We start from the raw sequence: 16,642 nt of genomic DNA, 5'->3' as shown, positions 1-16,642 counted from the left end.
GGGTTTCGGGGGAAGCGAATTTGCGGGTTTCTATCTGGGTTGGACCAACGTCTCCGAATGCTCGCGGCGAGGCTGACATGCGTCAGGAGAACCGCGCGTGAGTGAGACCACAATGATTTTCCTCATCATCGCCGTGGCGGTGGTGCTGTTCGTGAGCAACAAGCTGCCCGTCGTCGTGGTGGCCATGGCGGTTGGCCTGTCGCTGTGGGCGACTGGCATCCTGCCGCTCGGCGATGCGCTCGCCGGATATGGCGATCCGGCAGTCATGTTCATCGCCACATTGTTTGTTGTTTCGGCGGCGCTCGAAAAGACCGGCGTCACCGCCTGGGCCGGTCAATTGCTGATCGAAAAAGCGGGCGAAGACAGCCGCGCGCGGCTTCTGGTGCTGACCATGGCCCTCGGAGCGCTGCTCACCGCCATCATCAGCCTCAATGGCGCCATCGCCGCCTTGCTGCCCGTCGTGGTGGTCATGGCGGTGCGGCTGAAGCGCCACTCCTCACAATTGCTGATGCCGCTCGTCTTCGCCGCCCATGCCGGTTCGATGCTGGCGCTCACCGGCTCGCCGGTCAATGTGCTGGTGTCGGAAGCCTCGCAGGACGTGGGCTACGGCGGCTTTGGCTTCTTCGAATTTGCCCTGGTCGGCGTGCCGCTGCTGATCGGCACCATGGCGATCATCGTGCTGTTCGGCGAAAAGCTGCTGCCGTTCCGCAACGGCGCCTCGATGCCGGCCGATTTCAGCCGCCACGCCCAGACGCTGATCGAGCAATACGGGTTGTCGAGCGGCGTGTTCCGGCTGCGCGTCAGGGCTGCCTCGCCACTGGCCGGCAAGGGGCGTGACGCGGTCGCCGGCCTGAAGGCTGAGCACGGTCTTGAATTCGTCACCATGCTCGACGGCAAGACCGGCATGCCGCTGCGCCGTGAGGCGATGGCCGAGGGCGACTATCTGATCCTCAAGGGCGATGCCGACGCCGCGGCCCGCTTCGCCGCCAGCGCCCATCTGGCGCTGCGCGAGGAAGGGGATGCAGCGGAAGGCGCTGAAACCCTTTTCAACCGCAGCTCCGGCCTTGCCGAGGTGGTGATCCCGCCGCGCTCGGGGCTGATCGGCACCAAGGCCTTCGCGGGCATGGTGACGGAGAGCGGCGATCTCATCATTCTGGCGATCTCGCGCGGCGGCGTCGAAGTCGAGGGGCCGGACGCGGAACTCCAGGCTGGCGATACGCTACTCCTACAGGGCACATGGCGGGCGCTGGACGAACGTCTCGCCGACCCCGACGTGCTGGTGGTGAACGCGCCGGAACTCGTGCGCCGCCAGGCGGTGCCGATGGGGCCGGGAGCCAAGCCGGCGGTCGTCATCCTGCTGGCCATGGTGGCGATGCTGGCCACCGGCATTGTTCCGCCCGCCGTCGCCGGCATGCTTGCCGCCGGCGCGGTGGTGCTGAGCGCCATCATGAACGTCGAGCAGGCCTACCGGGCCATCAACTGGACCACCGTGATCATGGTCGCCGCCATGATGCCGCTGTCAACCGCCATGGACCGGACCGGCGCCGCGCAGCTTTTGGCCGAGTATCTCGTGTCGGCGGTCGGCGACCTCGGCCCCTATGCGCTGCTGGCGGGCCTGTTCCTGCTCACCGCCGTGCTGGGCCAGCTCATCTCCAACACCGCGACCGCGCTGATCGTCATTCCCATCGGCATCGCCGCGGCCAAGGTTCTGGGCGTCTCGCCCGACCCGGTGCTGATGTCGACGGCGATCGCCGCCGCGGCGGCGTTCCTGACGCCGATCGCCACGCCCACCAACCTCATGGTGATGCAGCCCGGCGGCTATGCCTTCGGCGATTACTGGAAGCTCGGCCTGCCGCTGATGATCTGGTTCTTCATCGTGGCGGTGTTCTTCGTGCCGCTCGTCTGGCGGTTCTGATGGGCGCCGCATTCAAACCGCATACATGAGAGACGCGCATGAGCAAGACAGCTGCTGAAGCCAAGAGCAACGCCAGGCAGGCTACCGGTTTCCTGGCGACCGTCGAGCGGGTCGGCAACATGGTGCCGCATCCGGCCATCATCTTCTTCATCCTGATCGGCATCGTGATCGCGTTTTCGGCATTGTTCGGCGCGCTCGGAACCACCGTCACCTACGAGGCTTTCGATGAGCAGCTGGGCGACATCGTGCAGCAGACCACCTCGGTCCGGAGCCTCCTGTCGCCGGACGGCATCCGCTTCATGCTCACCAGCCCGGTCGCCAATTTTCTGGGCTTCACCGGCGTCGGCGTCATTCTGGTCGCCATGATCGGCGTCGGCATCGCCGAGGAATCGGGCCTCATCGCCACGCTGGTGCGCAAGCTCGTCGCGGCGGCGCCCCGGTCGATCTTCACCTTCATGATCGTCATGGTCGGCGTTTTGTCGTCGATCGCCGCCGATGCCGGCTATCTGGTGCTCGTGCCCCTGGCGGCCGCTGCTTTCCACAGCATGGGCCGCCATCCGCTGGCGGGCCTCGCGGCGGGCTTCTCCGGCGTGGCCGCGGTATTCCTCGTCAACCTGTTCGTGACGCCCACCGACGCGCTGCTGACCGAAGTCACCAACGACGCCATCCGGACCGTCAATCCGAACCTGCAGATCACGCTGGTTGGCAATCTCTATTTCATGATCGTGTCGTCCATTCTCATGGCGATCATCTGCACGGTGATCACCGAACGCTTTGTGGAGCCGCGGCTCGGGCCTTATGGCGGCGAGGTGCCGGTCGAAGCCGCGCAGGCGCTTTCCGAGAGCGAGCAGCGCGGCCTCAAATATGCCGGCCGGGCCTTCCTCGCTTTTGTGGTCATCCTGCTGCTGCTGACAGCGCCGCCCATTCCCTGGGGCATCCTGCGCAATCAGATGACCGGCGGCATCATGGCCGGTTCGCCGTTCATGAGCGCGCTCATCGTGCTGATCAGCCTGTTGTTCCTGGTCATCGGCTATGCCTATGGCCGCGGCGCCGGCACCATCCAGAATGCCACCGCCGCCATCGGGCTGATCGTCAAGACCTGGAGCAATCTGGCGGGCATGATCTTCCTGTTGTTCGTGATCGCCAATTTCATCGCCTTCTTCAACTGGACGAATCTCGCGACGGTGATGGCGGTCAACTTGGCCGACTTCCTCAAGAACGTGCCGATCGGCGCCACCGGCTACATCATCCTGTTCGTGATCGTGGTGGCGATCATCGACATCATCCTCACCGGCGCGCTGGCCAAATGGGCGATCCTGGCGCCGGTGTTCATCCCGCTGTTCATGCGGCTGGGCGGCGATCCCAACCTGGTGCTGGCCGCTTACCGGGTGGGCGACAGCCCGATGAACGTCATCACCCCGCTCAACGTCTACCTGGCGGTGATGGTGGGCTTCGCCCAGAAATACGTGAAGGATGCCGGGATCGGCACCATCGTGGCGCTGATGCTGCCATACACCATGGTGCTGCTGGTGCTGTGGACGCTGTTGCTGATCCTGTGGAACGCCTTCGGCATTCCGCTCGGGCCGGCCTGACGCGCCCATGGACAGCCGGCCGGCTGACACCATGCGTCCGACGCTCGAGGCCTTCCGGCCGCTGACCCCGTCCGAGGAGCGCATCATCGCCGATCTGGCGGTGGGCGAGTTCGACCGTCTGGGCGACGGCTTGCGCCCGGATACGGACGATCCATCGCGCGAAGTGCGCGCCGCCTTCCTGCGTTTTCTCATTCTGGGCGGCGATGAGCGCCACCGTCCGCATGAAAAAGGCGTGCGCGTGTCCGGCGGCTGGATCTCGGGCGTGCTCGACCTGGAAGGCGCCCGCATCCCGCGCGATATCGGCCTCACCGATTGCCGGTTCACGGCGGTGCCGGTGCTGCGCTACGCGGTGATCGACAATCTGTTCCTCGACGGGTCGTCGCTTCCGGGCCTCGAGGCGGAGCGTCTGGAGGCGCGCGGCGGCGTTTCGCTGAAGGGGGCCGATGTCGGCGGTGAAGTGCGGCTTTCCGGCAGCCGGCTCGATGGCCATCTCAGCCTCGATGGTGCGACGATCGCCTGTGCCGGAAGTGCGGCGCTGGCCGCCGAAGGCATCCAGGTCAGGGCCGTCGAAATGCGCGGCGCCACGATCGCCGGCGAGACCCGCATCACCGCCGCGCAGGTCGATGGCGATTTCGATGTTACCGGCTCGCATCTCTCGAACCCGCAAGGTGGCGCGCTGCTGCTCAACCGCACCGAGATCCGCGGCGGCTTCTTCCTGCGCCGGAACGCCAGGATCGACGGAACCCTTGACCTTACCGGCGCCTCCATCGACACGCTCCACGACGACGAGGACTCCTGGCCGGCGCCGGGGAACCTGTTGCTCAACCGCTGCCTCTACAATGCGCTGATCGGCGGGCCGGTCGATTCAGCGAGGCGGCTGCAATGGCTGGCCCGGCAATCGCCCAAACGCTGGTCGGAGGATTTCTGGCCGCAGCCCTATGAGCGGCTCGCTTTCGTGCTGCGCGAAATGGGTCATGACGAAGATGCCCGCGCCGTTCTGGTCGAGAAGGAGCGCCTGCAGCGCGCCGCGCGCCGCGCCCGCGCATCGCACCCGCTGTGGCGCATGGCGCTCAAGGCCATGGATGGCCTACTCTGGGTGACGGTCGGTTACGGGCGGCGTCCGCTGCTCGCTTTCGCCTGGCTGTTTGTGTTCTGGGTCCTGGGCGCCGCCATCTTCGCTTTCGCCAACGCGCAGGCCGCGCTCAAACCCAACAGCCCGGTTGTGCTCCGCTCCACCGAGTGGACCATGTGCGGCGTGGCGCGGGGCGAGGAGCGCATGCTGGTTGGCGGTCCGGCCATGGGGCGTGCTTCGCCCGGGCAATCGCAGATGGCCTGCTTCCTCGCCCAGCCCGAGGCTTCAAGCTACCCCGCCTTCAATGCTTCGATGTACTCGCTCGACACGCTGTTTCCGGTGCTGGAGATCGGCCAGAAATCATACTGGCGACCTGATCCGGACAAGCCCTGGGGTGCGGCCGTCATGGCCTATTACTACTTCCAGGCGCTGGTCGGCTGGGCGCTGAGCCTGCTGGCGATCGCCGGTTTTTCAGGGCTTGTCCGCACGCAATAGTCTATCTTGCATGACGGGTTCCTGAGCGGAGTTGTTTGCCGTGCCGTATGATCGCCAGCGCTTGCGCATCGGCCGTCTGCTGACCTACATCGCGCTCGGCGCCTGGGCATTGGTCTGTGCCTTTCCGCTCTATTGGCTGGTCCTTGCCTCCATCAAACCGGTATCCGAACTTTCCCGCCCGCCGAGCTATGTTCCATTTCTGGATTTCATGCCGTCGCTCGCCGCATGGAAGTTCATTCTCGCCGATCCAGCTGAAAACCTGCTGCTGAGTTTCGTCAATTCCATCGTGATTGGCTGCGCTGCATCGATGACAAGCCTTCTGGTTGCGGGTCTCGCCCTCTACGGCATCACCCGCATTCCTGCCCGGCGGCGCCTCGGCCGGTTGCCCGGTGGCCGGGCCCTGCTGATGCTGATCCTGTCGGCGCGCGTCGTTCCGCCGGTCGTGCTGGCGCTTCCCATGTACGTTCTGGCGCAGCAAAGCGGACTCCTCGACTCCCGAAGTCTGCTCGTGGGCGTGTATGCGGCGATCAATCTGCCGGTGGCCGTGTGGCTTCTGATGCCGGTGTTTGGACAGCGCCCGACCGAGCAGGAGGAGGCAGCGCTCATCGACGGAGCGTCGCACGGCGCAATCTTCTTTTCGGTGCTTCTGCCCATGCTGCTGCGGCCGATGGCGGTCACCGGGCTTTTTCTCTTTGCGCTTTGCTGGAACGAATACCTGTTTGCGGCATATCTGTCTTACGAACATGCGCAGACCCTGCCGCCCTGGATGGCCGGACAGCTTTCCATGAAGGAAGCGCAGGCTGGCGGCGAAGCCGAGGAGCTTTCGCATATGGCGGCCGCCGTCATCCTCATGGCATTGCCGGCCCTGGCTCCGGCGGCTGCCGTTCACCGGCTGATCGCCAGCAGCCTTGCCTCGCTGCCCCCGCGGCTCCGTTCATGAGCAGCCTGTTGCTAAACCCGCCCAACCGGGCATACAACTGCTCTGCCCCCATTCTCTGGATCACCTGAGGCTAGAGTTTTTAGCCGCTCTCACCGGTAACGGGCTGGATGCACCACCGAAGTTGTGCAGCTGAATCGGGGTGTTTTGCCCGATCCCGCTGTGGGGTCTTTCCTCGTTGTAGTATCTACGCCAATTCTCCATTTTCGCACAGGCGTCGTCAAGGCTCATGAACCAACATGCATTCAGACATTCGCTGCGGAACTTGCTGTTGAAAGCTTCGATGAACGCATTGTCTGCCGGCTTACCGGGCCGCGAGAAGTCGAGGGTGACGCCATTCGCGTAGGCCAAGAGATCGAGATCGCGGGATACAAATTCGCTGCCCTGGTCGACCCGAATGGTCTTCGGATAGCCAACCTGCCCACACAGTCCTTCCAGAGTCCTGACCACGTCCTCCGCGCGGTGGCTGAGCCGTGGATCGATGACGGGCGAGTACTTCGAGAAGATGTCGACCACTGTGAGGATCCTGATCTTATTACCCAGCGCCAGCTGATCATGCATGACGTCCATGTCGATGCGCTGCTCCAGTTCGGCCTGACCGCTCCAGCGGCGCTCCTGTTGTCAGGCGCCATATTTCGTAAGACAGGCCGGGCAACGCCTTCGTCAAGACCGCCTGATTGAGGTTGTGATGGCGGGCGGCTTCGTTAGCGTCTGCAACACAACACAGTAGCGCTCGGTAAGTTTGAAAAGCGCATCGATCTTGTCTTGCGGGGCATCGCTCTTGATGTCGAAGGTTAGCCTGATATCGCGAAAACCAACAGGCGCGGCCTTATCCACGCCCAGCGTTCCGCGGAAGTCGAGATCGCCCTCGGCTGTCACCGCGCCGCTCTCCAGGCCGATGTCGAGGGCGGTTGCAACCGCCTTCAGGGTGACGCCGGCGCAGGCCACCAGGGCTTCCAGAAGCATATCGCCTGAACACAATTCCAGCCCCGAGCCGCCGGTCGCCGGATGAAGCCCGGCGACGGCGAGCGCCCGTCCGGTCTCGACCTTGCAGGCGATCGCCGCTGAATCGAGTTCGCCCCGGGCCCGGAGGGTGATGACGGCAGCCTCCGGGTCGGCGCGGTATTGATCTTTCAGAGGGGCCTGCATCCTGCGCAGCGTTTCTGAGTCCATGGTCATGATTGCTGTTCCTTACCACCAATGAGCGGCCGCGGCTGCGGCCTCATCCACACCGTAGGCTTTCTTCTGTCCGGTGTCGCCAAGGGAGCCGTCCAGCGCTCCCAGGATATGCCGCTCAAGAGCCACAAAATCATCCGAGAGCCGCTCGCGCGGGCGGGGCAGGCTGACTTCGATCTCGGCGAAGATGCGGCCGGGCGAGGGGCGCATGACCGCGATGCGGTCCGCCAGCACGACCGCTTCCTCGATATCGTGGGTGACAACCACAAGCGTGGGCTTCTGCGCCGCCCACAGGCTGAGCAAGGCCTGCTGCAGGCTGGCGCGGGTGAAGGGATCGAGCGCGGAGAAAGGCTCGTCAAGCAGGAGCACCTTTGGCTGCGGCACCAGCGCCCGGGCAATCGCCACACGCTGGGCCTGCCCGCCGGAGAGCTCGCGCGGCCAGGCTTCGCCATAGCCGCCGAGCCCGATACGGTCGAGCACGCGCTTCACACGCTCGCGGCGTGTTGCCTCGTCCAGCTCCGCCAGGCCGAAACCTACATTGTCCGAAATTCTGAGCCAGGGAAGCAGGCGCGGCTCCTGGAACACCATGCCGATCGCCGGATGCGGCTCACGGATCGTCGCGCCGTCGAGCATCACCGTGCCCTCTGTCGGCTGGTCGAGGCCTGAGGCAAGCCTGAGCAGCGTGGACTTGCCGCAGCCCGAGCCGCCAAGAATGGCGAGGATCTCGCCATCGCCGACGCGGAGATTGATGCCTTCCAGCGCCTGGGTCTGGTTGGCGTAACGCTTGCCAATGCCGTTAAAGCTGATCATGGGGCTGGCGTCACTGCGATGATGCAAATGAATCCTGCCAGCGCAGGAAGGGCTTGAAGCCCGTGACCAGCAGGTAGTCGGTGAGCTTCCCGAGCACCGCGAAGGTGAGGATGGCGGCGATGATCTGATCGGGCTTGCCCAGCTGCTGTCCGTCGACGAGGAGATAGCCCAGCCCCTCCGAAGCCCCCATGAATTCCGCGGCCACGACGAACATCCAGCCGAGGCCTAGCCCCGAGCGGAGCGCGATGACATAGGCAGGAAGGATCGCGGGCAGCAAGATGCGCCGCACCAGGGTGAAGCCCTTGAGCCGGAAGATGCGGCCCACTTCCACGATCTTCCGGTCGACAGCGGCGAATGCGCCCATCACGCCGAGATAGACGGGGAAGAACACGCCGACCGCGATCAGCGTCACCTTCGACTCCTCGAAGATACCGAGCCAGAGAATGAACAGCGGCACCCAGGCGATCGACGGCACGGCGCGCAGGCCCTGGAGCGTGGGATCGACGATGCGGCGGACAACGGCGGAGTAGCCCGCGAGCGCTCCCATCAGCGTCCCCGCCAGGGTGCCCAGCACGAAGCCGAAGGCCACGCGCCAAAGGGTGGCGCCGATATGCACGAAAAGGCCGCCGTTGCGCGCCAGGTCGTAGATCGTTGCCGCGATACGCGACGGCGGCGGCATGAGACGGCTGCCAACGATGCCCAGCGCCACGCCCACCTCCCAGAGCACAGCGAGCGTGACCGGCAGTGCCAGCCCCAGCCAGGCCTTGTTCCAGGAGGTGGTGGCGCGGCGCGGGCTGGCGCTAGCCCAGCTGCCCGCGCCGCTTAGTTCAGAAGCGGTCAAGGAGCCCCCAATTATCGTCAAGCGGGTCTTATCAGAGTCCGCTAGTAAAACTGGGATCGATGAGCTTGTCCACTGCTGACTGGACATCGACATCAGCCTTGATCACGCCCGCCGATTGCAGAGCCTTGCCCGCGGCCAGGATCGATGCGCGCTGGTCATCGCCGATCTTGTTATGCGTAAGATCGGTGCGCTCGCCCAGCTGCTTGCGGGCCACCTCGATCGGAATCTTGGCGGTCTTGGCAAGAAGCTCAGCCAGCGCGCCGGGGTTTTCGAGAGCCCACTTGCGGCCCTGCTCGTAAACCTTGATCACGCGTGTCACGATATCAGGGTGTGCCGTTGCGAACTCTTCGCTCACGTTGAGGATGCCCCAGGTGTTGGCCTCGGGCTTGCGGAAGAACAGGCGCGCACCATCTTGTAGCTCGGCGGATGCCATCATCGGGTCAAGCCCGGCCCATGCGTCGACATCGCCGCGCGTCAACGCAAGCCGCCCATCGGCATGCTGCAGCAGCACCAAGGTGACATCGTCCTCGCTCAGTCCCGCATCGGCCAGAGCGCGCACCAGGAACACATGAGGGTCGGTGCCGCGGGTGACAGCGATCTTCTTGCCCTTGAGATCGGCAACCGTGTTGATCGGGCTGTCCTTGAGCGTCACCAGCGCGGTCCACTCGGGCCGTGAAAACACATAGATGGAGCGCACCGGATTGCCGTTGATGCGGTTGATCAGCGCTGCCGCGCCTGCTGTTGATCCGAACTGGATTGAACCTGCCGCAAGGAATTCCAGAGCCTTGTTCGATCCCAGCGACTGAACCCAGACGACAGGGATATTGTCGGCGGCAAACTCCTTCTCGATCAGGCCCTGTTCCTTCAGCACAATACTGACCGGGTTATAGGTGGCCCAGTCGAGGCGAAGCTCATCGAGCGCCGCAGCCTTGGCCCGCGACAAGGGCAATGCCATGGCCCCCAGCAGGGTGGCCAGCGTCATTCGTCTGGTAATCGGTGTCATTATTTGCTCCTGGAGTTCGAGGCTTTTGTTTGGATTGTATAGATGAACCCGCCTTCCGGTCCACCCATGGTCTTTAGGTTCGACAGCGCAGCGGTCCGCGCGGGATTGCTGTGAAGGCCACCCGCCCAAGCGCCAGCCCGAAACCTGGGATGACGCTTGGGCTCCGAAGCCTGGGGAGGAGTGTGGCAGGCATCAGTTGGTGGGCTTGTAGATCTGGTCGAACACGCCGCCATCGGCGAAGTGGGTCTTCTGTGCCTTGGCCCAGCCGCCGAAGTCCTTGTCGATGGAAACCAGTTCGAGCGTCGGGAAGCGGGCGATGTCGGCCGGGTCAGCGGCCGACGGATCGACCGGGCGGAAGAAGTGCCTGGCGGCGAGCTTCTGGCCCGCCGGCGAATAGAGGAACTGGAGATAGGCCTGGGCGGCCTCGAGATTGCCCTTGGCCTTGGCGTTGCCCTCGACCACCGCCACGGGAGGCTCGGCGAGGATCGACAGCGAGGGCACCACGATCTCGAAATTGTCGGCGCCAAATTCCTTCTGGACGAGGAAGGCCTCGTTTTCCCAGCTGATGAACACATCGCCGATGCCGCGCTGGGTGAAGGTGGTGGTGGAGCCGCGCGCGCCCGTGTCAAGCACTGGCACGTTGCGGTACAGATCGCCGATCCAGGTCTTGACCTTGGCCTCGTCACCGCCGAGCGCCTTCGTGGCATAGGCCCAGGCGGCGAGATAGTTCCAGCGCGCGCCGCCGGAGGTCTTGGGGTTGGGGGTGATGACCTGCACGCCATCCTTCACCAGGTCGCCCCAGTCCTTGATGGCCTTGGGGTTGCCCTTCCGGACAATGAACACGATGGTCGAGGTGTAGGGCGCGGCATTGTGCGGGAGCTTGGTGGCCCAGTCCTTGGGCAGCTTGTCGGTGTTCTTGGCGATCTGGTCGATGTCGCCGGCCAGCGCGAGCGTCACCACATCTGCGTCGAGCCCGTCGATCACCGCGCGGGCCTGCTTGCCCGAGCCACCATGCGACTGGTTGATGGTGATGGTTTCGCCGGTCTTCGCCTTCCAGTCGGCCGCGAAGGCCTCGTTGAACTCCTTGTAGAATTCGCGGGTCGGGTCGTAGCTGACGTTGAGCAGCACCTTGTCGGCCTGGGCGGCGGCGGCGGAAAGACCGAAGGAAAGTGCGGCGGCGGCGAGGATGAGAGAGCGGCGGGTGGGGACAAGCATGGGGTGAACCTCCGTGTCTGAGCTTGATCACCGAATACTATACGGGATTGATAGACAATCAAGCAAAATCTGTTCGCTTTACAGAACAAAGTGTTCTTTCAAATGAAATCAGGCATTTGGAGGATCGTTCGGCTGGCGGGCGAAGAACGCGATTCGCAAATCACTCCGTGGACTTCACGTCCCGAGCCGTGACCGGCCAGCGCGGCTTGTCCCACATCAGCGGCCGGCCTCGCCATGCTTGAAACGTCGCGGCATGCAATAGCACCGGTGCCGCATCGAACGCCCATCGCCGGGACTGAGTTTCTCCTTCACGGTGATTGAGTCTCCAAGTGCGCGGAGCCATGGAGCGCGGCGCGGCGAGACTGTTTGGCGGATTCGTTCCATCTCGGCGGGGTGATGGCGTGATGATCCTGTTCGGCCTCCCGGCGACGCAAGCCGCCGCCGCCGACCGCGCCCTCGGCACGGCCCATGCGATATTGCGGGAACTGGAGGCTGTATCCCGCCGGCGATGAGCGCAAGACCAGTCAGCTGCGGTCCGCTCTGCGGCGGGCATGAGGGGCGCTCCGGCGGAATCAACTCGCGCGCCGCCGTGGGCTCTCACCCATGCATGCGATCTTCAGGCTGCCGCCAGGCGGCACGCTGGCGACTGGCGCGTCAATCCCCTGGCGTGCCACCTCCCACGGGCCACAGTGTGAAGGAGTGTCCAAGTTGATGCATCCAGAGAATGCCCCATGATCATCTCAGACATGCCAGTGGAGACATTGCTTGCCTGCACCGGTCATCGTCCCTCGCCTGCACTGTCCCGCAGAATCAGTAAAGGCGCAGACCGCTTACGCGCAGGTCAGCATCGAAGGCCCGGCCGATAGCCACGATGCCGAGACGGCGAAGACGGCGGATATTGAGCGGAGTTACCGTGCGATGCGGCAAGAAGCCGTCAAACGGCAGTCGAAGTTCCTGCCACTCCGGCTTCGCCATAAAGCTCTGGCGGTAGGATTCCCAAGGCCGCGCAAGATCAGTTGTTCTGATGTGAAGTCCATATTGTTCGGAATTGCCGGAGACATCAATTGCGACTCCGGCCCACGCGGAAGCGTCGAACGCGCCGCCGCCGGGAGCCAGATCGAGGGCGACCTGAAGAAAGCCACCATTGTTTTCGAGACTCACACTCCCCTGCATCCGCATGGCGGGACGCCCGGCAACTGTCACCGGCGTGATGCTTCCCGAGGATAGGCCTCCCATAACGCCATCGGACAGCAGCGCCCAACGGGTTCCGATGGTTGTATCGGGGAAAGGTCTGGAAAAGTCGTCGATGATCATGGCGGCGATGTTAACCAGATCCCTTTACAGTCATGTAAAGCAAATAACTGCAACCCCGAGACATTGACTTTAGTATCTTAAGTTGAGTTTCGATTGTCCAATCATCTTGGAGTTGCAGTGATCAATAGCGGTGATATGAAGAAGCTCCGCTATCATCCGCAAGCCAGCCGAAAAGAAGACCAATCATGCGCAAGCTTCGCCTCGTCGCTTCGTCCTTTGCCCTGTTTGCCACCGTCTGCTCAGCCAACGCCGCCGAGGTTGCCGTGGCCCCCTTTTACATGAATGCGGCAACCATTACTCCCGACCAGCCGGTCGGAGCGGTCTTGGCGAAAGAGCCGGTTGCAACCGGAATCCCGGGCGCAGAAGCTTGGCGCATCGCCTATGTCTCCTCCGACCTGCGCGACCGGAAGACAATCTCGACAGGTATCGTGATCGCGCCTAAGGGCGCAGTTCCGGCGGGCGGCCGGCCGATCGTGTCCTGGGCTCATGGCACCACCGGAACGGCGCAGAACTGTGGCCCGTCGCAGGCGCTCGAACCGGCTCAGGAACTCAATCAATACTTTATGGTAGGCGGTACCTCCTGGACAGACTTCGGAGTGCCCGCTGTGACGCACTTCATCGAAAACGGCTATGTCGTGGTTGCCAGTGATTACCAGGGGCTAGGTGGCGGCGGAAAGCATCAATATGCAATCGGCAACTCGAACGGCCGCGACGCCATCAACGCCGTGCGTGCCGCTGGCAGCATGGGCCTGGCGGGCGCCGGCAAGAAGGCGATCATCTATGGCTGGTCGCAGGGCGGCGGCGCAGTGCTGGCTGCGGCCAGCCAGAAAGACTATATTAACGCCACCGGCACCGCCTATGACGGCGTCAGCTTCGTCGGCTTCGTGGCGCTCGCCCCCGACGACAGCAACGCGTTGATTTCGGCCGGTGTTGAGAACGGAGCCACAGCAGAGCAGCTGCTGCAGCAGCTGGGAAAGCAATTCTCCGACAACGTCTTCAACTTCGCGCATTACAGCATGTTCATGTGGGCAATGACCGGCGCCTTTCCCGAGCTAAAGCTCACCGACATATTCACCGACGATGGCGCCGCCGTCCTCGACGAAATCTACACCAAGAAGTGTATGCATGCGGGCTCCGATACGATCAATTTCAACTATGGCGAAACCTACAAGTCGTTCATCAAGCTCCAGCCCGACAATGCTGCTGCGTGGGTCAACGCAATGATTGAGGGCAGCGTGAAGCGGGAACCGCCAGTCGCCCCTGTCATCATCTATTATGGTACGAGGGACACGGTAATGCCCCCGGTGATGGGCGCAATCTACCAGAAGCAGATGTGCGGCATGGGGGCCAATGTAACGCGCGTACAGCTGGCAGGGGAGCAGAACCACTTCACGACGCCTTCCACTGCGCAACCCCTCTATATGCCATGGGTTGACGACCGCTTTGCCGGCAAACCACTCGAAAACGGCTGCCCCTCCAACTGAGTCCCGCGCGCGCGGCATCAGCGCTTGAGGCGATGCGTCTTGCCCGGCGCGTGCGGCCTTGAGCTCCGGTTCGATGCCGATGGCGGCAACGCCCTTGTCGGTGACGATCAGCCTCTGGCCGCGGCCGTCCTCGGTCTTGCGCCACGCGGGATCGCCTGGCTTGCGGTTGGCTTTAACCTCCTTCAGGGCGCCCTTTTCGATCATCGAACTGGCCTGCTCGCCTTCTTTGAAGGGGCTGTTCATGACGCACCTCAGTTGCCGCGCGCGGGGCCGGTGCCGAAGTGGTTCCCGCTAAGCCTTGACATCCTCGCGCGTGGAGTATGACGAGCAAGGATGAATCACGCTCCGCTTCGAGCGCTACGCGTCTGGTCCGCTACCACTGCATCCTGAACTTCGGAGTTTGACCTCGCCGCCCATCACTCAAGCCTGAGAAGCGCCGTCATGCGCCGCCTCACATGGTCTGGGATGCGGGCATCCCAGGCCTGTTCCTCGCCCGGGTTTGGCAGGATCTGTCCCCACTCGGCAATCTGGCGGGCGGGAACATCGACGATGTAAACCTGGACGTGGCTATCTTCGGTTTCCGCGATCGCGGCGGTGGCGGCCATGATGTCAAGGATCAGCTTTTCCTTCGTCATGGCGTCCCGCCCCGCCCTGATCTCCCCATGCACGAAAATGTTGTCTTGCTTGAGCGGCTTGCCACCCAGAAAATAGTTGCCCTCCGTCACCTCGGTGAAAATCACCTGCGCGAAATAGGCGGGGGCGCCGGTCGTGGTGCAGTGAATATCGGTGATCCGGGCTGCCAGCTTCTGTTTCTGGCTGGCTGACAGGCGCCCTTCCGGTGCTGTCACGACATAGGTTGGCATGATGCTCTCCTCCTCCTCATCTTCTTCACCGCGCGCCTGGAGACAATGCATTGAAATGACTGCCAAAACCTAATCATCTGCACTGCCGATGTGTCAATGTCGAAAATCTATTGACATGTCGAATAACATGAAATCTATTCGATATCCTCCTTGCGACCGAACATTGGGGCCTTTCGTATGCCGATCACGCCGACAGCCAAAATCTGGATGAATGGCAGGCTGGTCGACTGGGACAAGGCGACGGTCCATGTGGGAACCCACACGCTTCACTATGGCACCGGCATCTTCGAGGGCATTCGCGCCTATGAGACGGCGCGCGGGCCGGGCCTGTTCCGGCTCACGCCCCACATCGAGCGGCTCTACCGGTCCGGCCACATTCTCGGCATGCCGATGCCGTTCTCGGTTCCGGAGATCGTCGCGGCCTGCAAGGAGACGGTGCGATCGACGGGTCTCGAGAGTTGCTATGTGCGCCCGCTTGCCTATTACGGCTATGGCGAGATGGGCCTCGACACCGGCCCCTGCAAGGTCGACATCGCCATCATGGCCTGGGGCTGGGCCTCGGTCAGGGGTGCCGCCACCGATGCGCGCGGCCTGAAGCTCAAGGTTTCCAGCTGGCGGCGGCATGACCACAATATCATGCCGCCCGAAGCCAAGACGGTGGGCAATTATGTCAACTCCTCGCTGGCCAAGGCCGAGGCGCGCAAGGCCGGCTACGACGACTGCGTGATGCTGAACCCGCAGGGCTTCGTGGCGGAATGCACGGCGGAGAACATCTTCGTGGTCCGTAACGGCGTCATTCACACGCCGCCGCTTTCCGCCGGCGGCCTGGAGGGGATCACCCATGACTCGGTGCGCGCCATTGCCCGCGACCTTGGCTACGAGGTGCGCTCGACCGAACTCTCGCGCTCCGATCTTTACATCGCCGATGAGATATTCGTCTGCGGTACGGCCTCGGAAGTGAACTTGGTGGCATCGGTCGACGATCGCGATGTTGGCTGTCCCGGGCCGGCCGGAACCGCGGTCCGGGATGCATTCCGCAAGGCCGTGCGCGGCGCGGACCCGCGTTACCTCAACTGGGTGGAGATTGCCTGATGGCCTCTGTTCTCAAGCTTTCCGATGCGGAGCATGACGCGCTGGCCGCCCGCCTGCATCGCGCCATCCACGCCGGTCAGGGGATCGACCCGCCGAGCGAGACCATCGACTACAGCTTCGAGGACGCCTACCGCATCCGCCGCAAGCTGGTCGACCGGTTGATCGCCGATGGCGGCAAGCCGCGCGGCCACAAGATCGGCTTCACCTCCGAGGCCATGCAGAAGATGTATGGCATGACCGGGCCTGACTTTGGCATTCTGCTCGACAATATGTTCGCACCCGCCAGCCAGCCGGTGCGTGTGAGCCACCTGAGCAACACCCGCGCCGAGCCCGAACTGGCCTTCGAACTGGCGAGGCCCCTGTCGGGGCCGGGCGTCACGCTGGAACAGGCCATCGCCGCCACCAGCCGCGTCTGGGCGGCGATCGAGGTGATCGACAGCCGGGTTGGCGCCATGCGGGCCAAGGCCAATGATTCGCTCGCCGATAATGCGGGGGCGGGCTGGGTGGTCCTCGGCGGTATTCCCCTCGACCCCAAATCCCTGGCGCTCGACCGGATCGAGATCGCCATGGAGGTGGATGGCAACCGGCAGCAAGCCATGAGCGGCGATGTGATGGGCCACCCGGCGGCGCCGCTCGCCTGGCTCGCCAACAAGCTTCCCGAACTGAACGGCCTCGGTGGCGCCCTGCAGGCAGGCGACATCGTGATTACCGGCGCCCCCATCCGCTCGGTGGCGGGGCAGGCCGGCTCGCGGGTGCAGGCGTCCTTCTGCGCACTGGGCGCGTTCGACCTCGGGAGCGCAGGTGGTGCGGCCGAGGACGAGAGAGGTGGAGGG

General features: G+C 63.7%; 15 protein-coding genes and 1 pseudogene. 8 read left to right on the top strand and 8 right to left on the bottom strand.

The features are described 5' to 3' along the window. The first annotated feature begins 112 nt into the window (after positions 1 to 112). Genes ACKOED_RS08315 through ACKOED_RS08300 form a run of 4 tightly spaced genes read left to right on the top strand, consistent with a single transcriptional unit; the run spans position 113 to position 6,014 of the window. A complete protein-coding gene (locus ACKOED_RS08315) occupies positions 113 to 1,915 on the top strand; it encodes an SLC13 family permease (protein ID WP_408916136.1) in 1,803 nt (600 codons plus the stop codon). 38 nt (positions 1,916 to 1,953) lie between these two features. After that, a complete protein-coding gene (locus ACKOED_RS08310; RefSeq protein ID WP_408916123.1) occupies positions 1,954 to 3,507 on the top strand; it encodes an AbgT family transporter in 1,554 nt (517 codons plus the stop codon). 7 nt (positions 3,508 to 3,514) lie between these two features. Continuing rightward, a complete protein-coding gene (locus ACKOED_RS08305) occupies positions 3,515 to 5,074 on the top strand; it encodes a hypothetical protein (protein ID WP_408916122.1) in 1,560 nt (519 codons plus the stop codon). Positions 5,075 to 5,114: 40 nt separating this feature from the next. Further along, complete coding sequence (locus ACKOED_RS08300; protein WP_408916121.1) at positions 5,115 to 6,014, top strand: carbohydrate ABC transporter permease; 900 nt, start codon at positions 5,115 to 5,117, stop codon at positions 6,012 to 6,014. Between the two features lie 60 nt (positions 6,015 to 6,074). Here the strand turns inward: ACKOED_RS08300 and ACKOED_RS08295 are convergent. The 7 genes and pseudogenes from ACKOED_RS08295 to ACKOED_RS08265 all read right to left on the bottom strand — a co-directional run. Beyond that, positions 6,075 to 6,581 (bottom strand): annotated as a pseudogene (locus ACKOED_RS08295) (integrase core domain-containing protein); the annotation flags it as partial. A 93-nt stretch (positions 6,582 to 6,674) separates the two neighbouring features. Continuing rightward, on the bottom strand, positions 6,675 to 7,184 hold the full coding sequence (locus ACKOED_RS08290; protein ID WP_408916135.1) for an OsmC family protein: 510 nt from the start codon (positions 7,182 to 7,184) through the stop codon (positions 6,675 to 6,677). Between the two features lie 18 nt (positions 7,185 to 7,202). Continuing rightward, positions 7,203 to 7,997, bottom strand: a complete 795-nt coding sequence (locus ACKOED_RS08285; RefSeq protein ID WP_408916120.1) for an ABC transporter ATP-binding protein — start codon at positions 7,995 to 7,997, stop codon at positions 7,203 to 7,205. A 10-nt stretch (positions 7,998 to 8,007) separates the two neighbouring features. Then, positions 8,008 to 8,838 (bottom strand): ABC transporter permease, encoded by an 831-nt coding sequence (locus ACKOED_RS08280; protein WP_408916119.1) that lies wholly within the window; start codon positions 8,836 to 8,838, stop codon positions 8,008 to 8,010. 31 nt (positions 8,839 to 8,869) lie between these two features. Then, positions 8,870 to 9,841, bottom strand: coding sequence for an aliphatic sulfonate ABC transporter substrate-binding protein (locus ACKOED_RS08275; RefSeq protein ID WP_408916118.1), 972 nt, complete (start codon positions 9,839 to 9,841; stop codon positions 8,870 to 8,872). A gap of 192 nt (positions 9,842 to 10,033) precedes the next feature. Beyond that, entirely contained in the window at positions 10,034 to 11,056 is a 1,023-nt protein-coding gene (locus ACKOED_RS08270; protein ID WP_408916117.1) for a sulfate ABC transporter substrate-binding protein, read from the bottom strand. Positions 11,057 to 11,866: 810 nt separating this feature from the next. Then, entirely contained in the window at positions 11,867 to 12,370 is a 504-nt protein-coding gene (locus ACKOED_RS08265; RefSeq protein WP_408916116.1) for a CIA30 family protein, read from the bottom strand. Positions 12,371 to 12,555: 185 nt separating this feature from the next. Here ACKOED_RS08265 and ACKOED_RS08260 point away from each other — a divergent pair, with 185 nt between their 5' ends. Together ACKOED_RS08260 and ACKOED_RS08255 are read left to right on the top strand one after the other, a co-directional pair. Next, on the top strand, positions 12,556 to 13,854 hold the full coding sequence (locus tag ACKOED_RS08260) for a lipase family protein (RefSeq protein WP_408916115.1): 1,299 nt from the start codon (positions 12,556 to 12,558) through the stop codon (positions 13,852 to 13,854). 39 nt (positions 13,855 to 13,893) lie between these two features. Beyond that, on the top strand, positions 13,894 to 14,178 hold the full coding sequence (locus tag ACKOED_RS08255; protein WP_408916114.1) for a hypothetical protein: 285 nt from the start codon (positions 13,894 to 13,896) through the stop codon (positions 14,176 to 14,178). Between the two features lie 92 nt (positions 14,179 to 14,270). On the opposite strand, the gene ACKOED_RS08250 is transcribed toward ACKOED_RS08255, so the two are convergent. After that, positions 14,271 to 14,717: a tautomerase family protein gene (locus tag ACKOED_RS08250; RefSeq protein ID WP_408916113.1), complete on the bottom strand. Its 447-nt coding sequence runs from the start codon at positions 14,715 to 14,717 to the stop codon at positions 14,271 to 14,273. 177 nt (positions 14,718 to 14,894) lie between these two features. Between ACKOED_RS08250 and ACKOED_RS08245 the strand changes: the two genes are divergently transcribed. Further along, on the top strand, positions 14,895 to 15,809 hold the full coding sequence (locus ACKOED_RS08245; protein WP_408916112.1) for a branched-chain amino acid transaminase: 915 nt from the start codon (positions 14,895 to 14,897) through the stop codon (positions 15,807 to 15,809). Continuing rightward, positions 15,809 to 16,642: 2-keto-4-pentenoate hydratase (locus tag ACKOED_RS08240; protein ID WP_408916111.1), on the top strand; the 834-nt coding region annotated here is incomplete at its 3' end. The genes ACKOED_RS08245 and ACKOED_RS08240, both read left to right, overlap by 1 nt.

The organism is Aestuariivirga sp. (genome assembly GCF_046093005.1).
Classification (GTDB): Bacteria; Pseudomonadota; Alphaproteobacteria; order Rhizobiales; family Aestuariivirgaceae; genus Aestuariivirga.
This window is presented reverse-complemented; position numbering and strand designations above follow the sequence as displayed.

Bases quoted from the DNA above. Each gene is read 5' to 3' on its own strand.
- ACKOED_RS08265 (WP_408916116.1), bottom strand. From the start codon at position 12,370: ATGATCATCGACGACTTTTCCAGACCTTTCCCCGATACAACCATCGGA.
- ACKOED_RS08310 (WP_408916123.1), top strand. From the start codon at position 1,954: ATGAGCAAGACAGCTGCTGAAGCCAAGAGCAACGCCAGGCAGGCTACC.
- ACKOED_RS08305 (WP_408916122.1), top strand. From the start codon at position 3,515: ATGGACAGCCGGCCGGCTGACACCATGCGTCCGACGCTCGAGGCCTTC.
- ACKOED_RS08245 (WP_408916112.1), top strand. From the start codon at position 14,895: ATGCCGATCACGCCGACAGCCAAAATCTGGATGAATGGCAGGCTGGTC.
- ACKOED_RS08290 (WP_408916135.1), bottom strand. From the start codon at position 7,184: ATGGACTCAGAAACGCTGCGCAGGATGCAGGCCCCTCTGAAAGATCAA.
- ACKOED_RS08260 (WP_408916115.1), top strand. From the start codon at position 12,556: ATGCGCAAGCTTCGCCTCGTCGCTTCGTCCTTTGCCCTGTTTGCCACC.
- ACKOED_RS08285 (WP_408916120.1), bottom strand. From the start codon at position 7,997: ATGATCAGCTTTAACGGCATTGGCAAGCGTTACGCCAACCAGACCCAG.
- ACKOED_RS08275 (WP_408916118.1), bottom strand. From the start codon at position 9,841: ATGACACCGATTACCAGACGAATGACGCTGGCCACCCTGCTGGGGGCC.
- ACKOED_RS08250 (WP_408916113.1), bottom strand. From the start codon at position 14,717: ATGCCAACCTATGTCGTGACAGCACCGGAAGGGCGCCTGTCAGCCAGC.
- ACKOED_RS08315 (WP_408916136.1), top strand. From the start codon at position 113: ATGATTTTCCTCATCATCGCCGTGGCGGTGGTGCTGTTCGTGAGCAAC.
- ACKOED_RS08270 (WP_408916117.1), bottom strand. From the start codon at position 11,056: ATGCTTGTCCCCACCCGCCGCTCTCTCATCCTCGCCGCCGCCGCACTT.